Source organism: Microcoleus sp. M2_D5 (assembly GCF_036701935.1).
Classification (GTDB): domain Bacteria; phylum Cyanobacteriota; class Cyanobacteriia; order Cyanobacteriales; family Microcoleaceae; genus Microcoleus.
This window is the reverse complement of sequence record NZ_JAUBRP010000063.1, coordinates 29,966-39,129: the sequence shown is the minus strand read 5'-3', so window position 1 is coordinate 39,129 and position 9,164 is coordinate 29,966. Positions and strand designations below refer to the sequence as shown.

General features: G+C 47.7%; 2 protein-coding genes. One reads left to right on the top strand and one right to left on the bottom strand.

The window, feature by feature from the left end; genetic code table 11:
- Positions 1-183: 183 nt before the first annotated feature.
- A complete protein-coding gene (locus tag QUA50_RS22380) occupies positions 184-654 on the top strand; it encodes a hypothetical protein (protein WP_333267060.1) in 471 nt (156 codons plus the stop codon).
- 367 nt (positions 655-1,021) lie between these two features.
- Here QUA50_RS22380 and QUA50_RS22375 read toward each other — a convergent pair whose 3' ends face one another.
- The gene (locus tag QUA50_RS22375; RefSeq protein ID WP_333267059.1) at positions 1,022-9,148 is read right to left on the bottom strand and encodes a Tc toxin subunit A-related protein; all 8,127 of its coding nucleotides are present in this window, start codon (positions 9,146-9,148) and stop codon (positions 1,022-1,024) included.
- Positions 9,149-9,164: the final 16 nt, after the last annotated feature.

Sequence of the window (9,164 nt, the reverse complement as noted above, 5' to 3'; positions counted from 1 at the left end):
GGTTTAACTGCTTATCAATCTATTCAACAAGCTCTCTCTATTGATGGCTCCCTTTTTTCCCCTAGTTGAGCAATTACCATCCAGGGTTGGGACAAGTCCGAGTCAGGCAATGGCTTGACTTACATTTCTATCGTGCCCCTGGACAAAGAGTCAATTTAATCCTCGCCCTTAAGAATGAAGCCCATGTCAAATGGTCAGCCGTTTCCACCTTTGTGGTTGGCTTGGGTGGGAGAACGAACTCTACCCTTAGAAACTGTTTGGTTTAAATATTTACGACGTTTTGGAGTGGATCATTGGTATCGGTTTGCTAAGCAACGATTACATTGGACATTGCCTAACTTGAGAACTCCTGAACAATCTGAGCGTTGGAGCGATTTAATGCCATTGATGAGTTGGCAACTCTGGCTGGCTAGGGATTTAGTTCTCGAAAATCGACTTCCTTGGCAATCTGCTACGATTAATTTAACTCCTGGACGTGTTGCCCAATCAGTGTTGTCGGTTTTAATTGACATTGGTACTCCTACGAAACTACCTAAACAGAGGGGAAAATCCCCCGGCTGGGAAAAAGGAAAGGTACGTACCAAGGCACCGTGCTATCCCACTGTGAAAAAACGGGTTTCTCGACGCAAAAAGTCTTCAAAATTAGTTATTTAATCTTCTACCCCTTGAGTTTTTGAGCAACAGCTTGCCTTCTGTTAAAAGGCGGCTACTTTTAGCTGCGATCGTTTTTTAGTCTAAACTCCAGTAAGTAAATTAGTCGGTTGACTGAATGCAGGCGACCGGAACGGCGTCATAGTAGCTTTTGGATTGGTTTATTGGCGTCAATCTTGGGTGATTGGAATGAAGTTTTGTCAAGAAATAGTTGCTGAATTAATCAGAGCTAGACCTAACAAAATGCCATTTTTTTAGACGGGTTTGAGGGCTATGTCCTTGATTCAATCGGGGTTTTGACGGGGTTGTCACCCCGTCAGGATGTTAATTAACTGTCGATCGTATCGCGGTCAATTGACCGAACCTGATATTACAGAATATTGTAGCCACAGAACAAATAGGTATTTGTAATTTCCCCCACATCCATTGCAAATCTGAACACCCCTAAATCCTGATAGCCAAATTTACTGAGTGCTTCAAAATCAATTTCTAGTACCCCATGAAAAAGTCCGGGCCACTTAGCATCAGCTACACAGGTAATGCTATGCACATCGCAGTCGCATTTTTCTTCCTTGATTTGACCAATACGCTGTCCAACCAAAAACTCGACAATGTGGTTGGCACTAGGATCGGCTCCCGGTGCTTCAAAAAGGATTTCCAGCCGTTTTACGCCGATCCTTTTGTTGCCGGTTAAATACGGAAACATATCCCGGTTCAACCGAATCCCCAGTTGCTTGGCGGCTGGAACATGAGATGTGGCACCAGCAAATGAATGCCAGATGTCGGGAAACTCACGCTTCACATCGAAGAAACGTACACCTGCACCTGGTAGATTTTGTTGTGCACAGTCGTTAGCGGTTTTACGAAGATTTTCTCCCCCCTCACGAGCCATGAAGTTCAGGTGCAGTATTACATCACTCAATGTTGCCATGTCGAAGTGATTGTTTTCTAACGGCAGTTCTATCCGCCAACGGCTCACTACACCAGAGAATTCAAAAGGTAGGTAACGTTCATCGCGGAAGTTGAGTTCAAACATACCGGAGTCATTCTGTCCGCTGGAAGTGGCGATCGCTTCAGTAGCACCATACATAGAAACAATGCGAGGATCGTCAGCTATTGCTTGATAGCCATTTTTCCAACGCTCGTCGTGGCAGCAAGTATGAGGTGGCTCGATCAGTTTTGGATCTACACGGGTTTTACTGCTCAACAAGGTCAGGCGGCAGTGTACGCCAGTATACGGCCCTACAACGCACGGAATTGTCATCGTTACGTTCTTGATCCGTCGCATATAATGGCCCGGATAATCGAGATCGAACATCCATTCGGGTATTTCAATCTCACAATAGCCAGTGATTTGTAGTTGCAGGAACGCCATTGGAAAATGTAGGCGCAAGGAAATATGCTTGGTTAGTTCATACTCACGGACATTTTCATCGTAGTACGCCTTCTCTAGCTGACGTAGGGCTAATTGCAACCGCTCGCCCGATAGAAGCCCTTCGTGGAGATTGTCCCAAATTTCTGCTGGAATGAACTGTCGGGCAGTGTGCCCGCGCTCAAAATTGAAGGCACGTTGAGCTTGTCGGGCGCAGTGCAATGCCAATTCGTACATTTGATAATGCATTGCGGCAGTTTCCTGTTGCATCCACAGATAGAGCCCATGGTTAGTAAATTTGTCTCGCAGAAAGTCGTGTACTTCAGCAGTATTTTCGATTTGCTGCTGATGGTTATTCAACTCACGCAACGCCATGTCACGACGACGCTCTGCACCGAGAATTTGCCGTTCGATTTGCTCTAATTCGATGGTGATCACATCCACCTGATGTTTCCATTCTTGTTCGCGTCGTTCCCAGCCAGCTTTTGTGAGTCCTAATGATGCAATCGTATTTAGAATGTCGGCAACTGTATTCGCTATAGTGCCAGATGCCGAAACAATAGCGCTTAATTTTGTACCTATTGGCAATTTGACGAAGTTTGAAGGAAAACCCACGAAAGGATCGGGAATGATATTCAAAGTCTGTCCTATTGCTACGGCAATGTTACCAGCAGCCCGAGTCGTGGTTGAGCTAATTGTCAGTGGTTCATATTGTGATTCTCCACCAATCAGCCCAACCGCAATCAAATTTTTGTAGTATTGCAAGTTTGTCTGAGCAATTTCCTTGGTCTTTTGTAAAGCTTGCACCTGCCAGTCTGCCTCTCGCCATTGATGTTGCCGTACTTCTAGAGCTAGGTTGAGCAACTGCCGCTCGTGCATAGTCCGCATGGTTGATAGGTACTCTGCATCACCTTTTTCATAGGCAGCCAGTAGAGCACTACCAAAGGCACGCACATCACTTGCCATTTCCTGCGCTTTTTGCACTAAAACCATAAAGCGGTAGGGACTTTGGGATAAGCACCAGTCACTTTCGTCAGTACAAATTTCTCGGGTGGTTTTCCAGCAATCCCGAATCTCGCTATTGCCAAAATAGGGTATGTCGAGGTTTGGGCGACCATTCTTGAGTCGCTTTGCGTTCAAGCAAGTATGAATTAAAGCGAGGCGATCGCTAACGCTTGTATAGAGACACATCAGTCGCGGATTGATAGGCGCACAAGCCGATTGAAAGGCTGTAACAGTGAACGTAGCTTGTGCATTGTCGTTCAACAATACGGTTGTGGGTGTAGCTCCCAAAATTTTCGCGGCTGTATCGAAAATCAGGCGGGCTTGCTGAAAAGCTTCTGGGGTATTTTTTCGTATCAGGGCATCACCCCATTGCATCAGGGTATCCAGATATTGCAGTAGAATGGCTCGCTCCTTCAACTCAGCATCAGAAACCGGATCGCTGGGGCAGCAACATTCTTCAGTGGGTTGAATGACCACTGCTTCGATCGGAACAGCTCCTGGATTATCAGGGTTCTCACCTTCCTGGTCGTCAGGTGGGCAAATATGCCAGGTATTGTCATTGATCAGTGGGTTATAGACCAGTTCGTACCATTTCAACGCTGCTTCAAAGCAACAATGTGCTCGTAGATGCCCAGCTACTGCAATGGATGGACTGAACATCGAAGGGGGCAATAAGGGTGCACCCGGATCAAACCAGGCAAAGAAGGGGAAGGCGGCTAACCCGCCGATCGGATCTGGAATGGGAGGTGTCACAATTTGTGGCAAAACAAGCGCTTCGTCAAGCGCAAGATCGTACCGGAAACCAGGGGGAGGAGTAGGTGCTGGTTCGGTCTCTGTTTCTAGAGGCGGTGGTGCTGGGAATCCAACGGGTGCTTCGCCACCTGTGATTTCAAAAAAGAGTGAATCACCGGTACGTCCTGAAAAGACCAATTCTGGTTTGGCATTCTTGTTAAGTCTTACTCCTTCATAGGATTGTCGAGGTTGCTGAAATTCACCATTATGAACCCGACACCAACGCAAGTGAACCATCGGCTTTGTTTTCCAGTGCAATAAACCTGGTAATTTGTCTGGGCGATGCCAGTCGGTTTGTGCATCACCAACAATCTTTTCTTGCGGATTGTCGGCAACAGCGCCCCATTCAGCGATTTGCTGTTGTTCGTCGTAGTATTGCGTCTCTTCAATCCAGAAGTAATATTCATCCATCAACGCCGGATGAACCTTACCACAGACACTACAGCAAGCAGAGGATTCTGATGTACCACACTTGGGTTTAAAGGTTGTTGTCGCTGGCGGTATGCCTGCCGCCGCTACCCTGATAAATTTTGTGCCCAATCGGATGGCTGCTTGCAGCCACATTGGTAGGTTAGCGTCGGTAGATTGTTGTTCACGATTGTCCACTAGCTTTTGCCTAGGGACGGGAATATCACCGCCCTCTCCACCTTCTCCTCCATCTTGTGGAGTATCACCTTTGCTTTCAATACGCACAGGTGCCAACCAGTTGGGGCGAGCATGGCGATCGGGTGTGCCCATCAAGCCTAGTCCCTCTGGTGCGGGGTTGAGGAGTTGCATGGTTGCTGGTTCCTGGTGTTGGAGGAGGGTTATCCCTGGGTGGGTAGGTGGACGTGAACTGTTCCAATAAGTCAGTCCTCCGGGTACTGGCATTGTTAGGGCAGCGCTACGCAGTTCAGATTCTAAAAATTGAAATGCTTCTGTTTGCTTCGCTGCTTGCAATTCATCCCATTCCACCCAGTTTTCCCTATAAATGAGCCGCCGTTTGCAGGCTTCCCAAACACGGAATGTGGCAAAATGCCGCTCCCACACCAAAACAAAATCCGGCGATACTATAAATTCAGGTTCTAGTCCCAGTCGGGCACGCTGAACAAACAGGTGAATGGCAGTGACGGCTTCTTCAATGCGGCTGGCTTTTTGGCAAAGTCCCACTTCTACATCGAGCAGCAGCAGTTCACTCAAGTGCTTGGCTTCTGTGGCAAACCCGCCCCAGGGAAGGGACACCCGGTTCAGGTGCGTCAGGTAAGCCACCAATGCTGCCCGGCCCCGTTGGCGCAGCCAGTCATTTAAGCGTTTAATTTCTTTGTAGCGACGTGGTTCACCATTTTCGATGCAACCATTGCGATAAAACTGGGTCAGGTTAGCATTACCCGATTCTGTAGTCCCAAAAGCAGTTTCCGGTACAGATGGGTCATCAGAAGCCCAGAGGTCGGGTCGAGCTTCGCGGATATCTTTAGGGTAAAACCGTTTCAATAATGCCCGAATCCATTTTTCTGACTGCCAAACCCGTACTGCCCAGCGATCATCCTCTAATTCTACAGACGTGACCGGAAAAGCCGAATAATATTGCAGCACCAGGGTATTGTGCCGCAAATCAATCCCAATGTGGCGGATTAAATCAGCAGGGTTATCTGGATGCAATTCGGCAGATTCATGAAACAGCAGCCAATCTGGTTGTTCTGACGATCGCTCGGTTTCCCTCCGCATCACTGTATAGTCAAACAGACGTTCCCACCAATCAAACATCGCTTGTTGGCGTTGAGGCGTTGGGGCTACCCGCTGGTCTTGTCCTAAAGGTGGCGCTAGATAATTGTCGAGTACAGGCAAGAAATTCGGATCGAAGTTGGCTTTGTGCGTAACGAATGCACCATTACTGCGATAGTATGCCTGTCCGGCAAAGTTAACCGGATGGGCAAGGATATAGCCCAGTTCCGACTGTCCACCGTCAGAAATCCGTTGAGTCGAGAGATGGAGGTGGCTGACAAACAGCATAGCTTTGAACGCACGCTGATAAGTCCGCCGAATGTCGCGCACACTACTGGTGTAGTGTGTCGCCAGAAAATCCTGTGCTGCCCCACTGAGGCGTCTAATACCATGCTGTAAGGTATTGTTTTTCTGAGGCTGGAACAGTTTGTCATACGGTATCGCCAACCAGTCCATGCCAGCATCCGGGCCGTTGTACTTAAGCTGAAAACCCGTAGTTTGCGGACAAACATCTTCCGGACCATCGAAGAACAAAGGTTTGCGTTCCAGTTCAATCTTCAGCTCATAAAAGCCCTTTTTCAACGCAATGGGTTTTGAGCAATTGGCTGGTGCTTCTTCGCTAGGCCAATCATGGGCGAGCAACACCCAGGTTTTTTGACCCCGCTTTAATGTCACACGCCAACGATGCGATTGATCGACTTTCTCAAAATCAGCCACTTCACCCACCAAAGAGGGCGCCCCGGCACTAAACCCATATTGACCTTCCTGTTCAATCAGCAACAAGCCCTTCCAGTGAAGGGTGAATGGTTCAGCCCCGCCTAACGCTGCACCGCTGGTATTTGCCATAGCAAACCCATTACGAATAGCCGCAAAGCGCATTTGCTCTGGTGAGAAGGTGAAGCTCATTGACGGCAGGATAGTTGGAATCGGCGCATTCCAAGCGTTTTCTTCCATGCCGAAAGCATCCACACCGCCGCGTAATTCGCGCCAGCGTAAAGTTTGAGAAGAATCGAAGTATTCCGCCAACATTCCTGTTCCGGTTAGCCCTAACAACGCAGCAAATGCCCCGCCATTGGGTTGTGGTCGCCAAGTAACGGGAGGCGTTTCACCGTTGTCATTTTCCCAAGGCGCGGTTGCCAAATTCTCGTCAGCCCAGAGGTTTTTTAGCAACAGTTTTGCCATATCTGTACCCTCTAGATTGGGACTACTGGTGGCATCCACTGTATGAGCGGCCAAATGTTCAGCAATAATCTGACAACGCTGGTAAAAGCGATCGAACTCTTGCTGGAACCATGCCCAGCGTTTGGCTTCATCTGGTTCCTGAATCAGTTGTTCTTCTGCTTCACCAAAGTTATTAAAGATAAAAGCAAAATGTGCTAGATCTACACGCGGTAAAAAGTAGAGATCGCGCACAGCATTTTGTTCGTCTATTGTCAGTTGCCGGATACGGCTGAGTTTAGCCAACACGGCTTCATCAGTGAGGGGAATTTGTGTCCACAATTCCTCTGCCGTCAAATCATATTGGAAAGGACCAGCGGGGGGTGTATTCCACATCAAAATAGGAGTTGGCTGTGGCAGGGAGACTCGGTATTGTCGCTGTGCAGTGCTGACTGCAATACCGCTATCTACTAATACCGATGGGAAGATATGCTGCCCCAGTGAAAGCCAATGATTGCTAACGGGTGGTGGTGAAAAGCCAAACTCGTCTCGCAGAGTGGTTTCCATGCGCGTCCAGGTCCACTGTTGGGCCGGTTCAGTGCTCACTTCAACCGCCATCAGTTTTTGGCGCAACATCCACAGCGAATTCTGTTCATCGTCATCTGGCAAGCTTAGAGGGGAATCTTTGGCTTCGTTAGCAGGTTGCAACGGGAAGGGGTCATCGCCTTGCAAATGTTCATCATTAGTAAACAGGAACAGCAATTCACCAACACCAAATTCGGAGGCATAGATTTTTGCCAAGATTTCGGCAAAACGAAGGGTGTGGGTTGGGTGGGCGTGCCAGGTATCAGTAGAGTTGTTGGGGTCAAAACCTGCTAATGCTGACAGCGAATTCAGGTTGTCCATGAGCAATTTGATAAACTCTGGCTCCCGGCAACGACAATGATAGGTATGAATAGAATATTGCTGGATTTGGTAAAGCAAATGTTCTATTGCCCAGTTCCACTTGGTTGCCCCTGAAACCCAAAATGCCAGTAAGTGGAGCCGCTCAGCACCAGTCGCATTTGCAACAGGCGGCGTACCATCAGTAAGCCTCAGTTGGAAATCATCCCGGAACATCTGAAAAGCGACCAACTGCCGGATAAAATCTGGGTTGACGTTGTTTTCAGCATCAAACAATTTAAGCACGTTACAGATATCGCTTAGCTCTGTAAATGTATATCCGGCGTTTGGCACTGCCTGTAATTTGCGCCATAGGCGGATAAAAATTGCCAGCCGTTTGAGATCTTCTTCAGTGTCTTTAGGGTCTTGAAACTCAATGACGTACTTATCTAAACAGCACGGTTCACAATCGGGAAATCCTTGTCGGTTATTTTTTAAGCCGAATTTGACAAACTCAGATTTCCATAATTCAATGAATTCGCAATAAGTTAAACAAGTTCGTTCTAAAAACTCAGATATGTGCACAACAACATTAGTCCATAATGTTTTGTCTGTGGATCCGTGCGAGGCAAAACCGTATACTGTGTACAACTGAGTCTTTCCTGCCGCAGCCCGACTTCCGCGCCCTCTTAGCGGGGCGATCGTAATGTTGTCTTGAAATAATACTGTGTATTCTTCTGGCGTAATCTTGAGGTACTCGATCGCTGTTTCGATCCGAACCGGATAGCGCCACAAATGGCTCTGAAATTCAGCAGTTTCATTAGTGGGGTCTAGGACAAATTCGGTAATCTCTTCGCGGAAGCGGCGCATGGTAGCAAAGCGACTTGTGCCTAACTGTTCTAGATAAGTGCGCGAGACATCTAACGGCTGCGAATAGGGGAGCAAGCACGAGGAGAAATCGTTCTTTAATTTTTCGTAGGCTGTTTGTTCAGCAGTTTCTGCTGGAGTTTTTTCAGCAGTCGGTACGGCAGGGGTAGAGTGTTCAGGTAATGCCTCGAATAGTGTCTCTGGGTGATGTTGAAAGGCACCTGTGGGATTGGTTGTTGAAGTTAATTCATGACCGCCTACGGTGTCATTTGCTGTATTATAAATTACGCCAGAGGTCGCATCGTTGGCAACCATGTATTCTAGCGATTCATTGACGATATCAATCAATGGCAGTGGAACTTCCAGATTGGCTTTGCTTGCCAATAGGGTATCCCATGATTTCCGATGGTCTGCCAGAATAACTGCTAAGGTTTGATTTTGATTGACATCTTTAGGTAGCGGGTTTTTGCAGGTAGATTCTGAAGATACCTGCAACAAATCATGCAAGTAAGCAATGGGACTTAGTGGAGATAGGTGTGCGGGTGGGATGCAATTGATTAACGAGCCATCTGGATTGATGGGTTTGAATCCAACTGATCTAGGTGGTGAATCGGATACGGGTAAAATAGCCTTTTTCCAGATGGTCTCGGCATAATCGTAGGCAACCGAGCCAGCCAGTGCTTCTGTGAAGTCTGCTGCGTTAGAAAACTTGCCAATCACGTCTCGATTTGTAAAG

Bases quoted from the DNA above. Each gene is read 5' to 3' on its own strand.
- QUA50_RS22380 (WP_333267060.1), top strand. From the start codon at position 184: ATGTCAAATGGTCAGCCGTTTCCACCTTTGTGGTTGGCTTGGGTGGGA.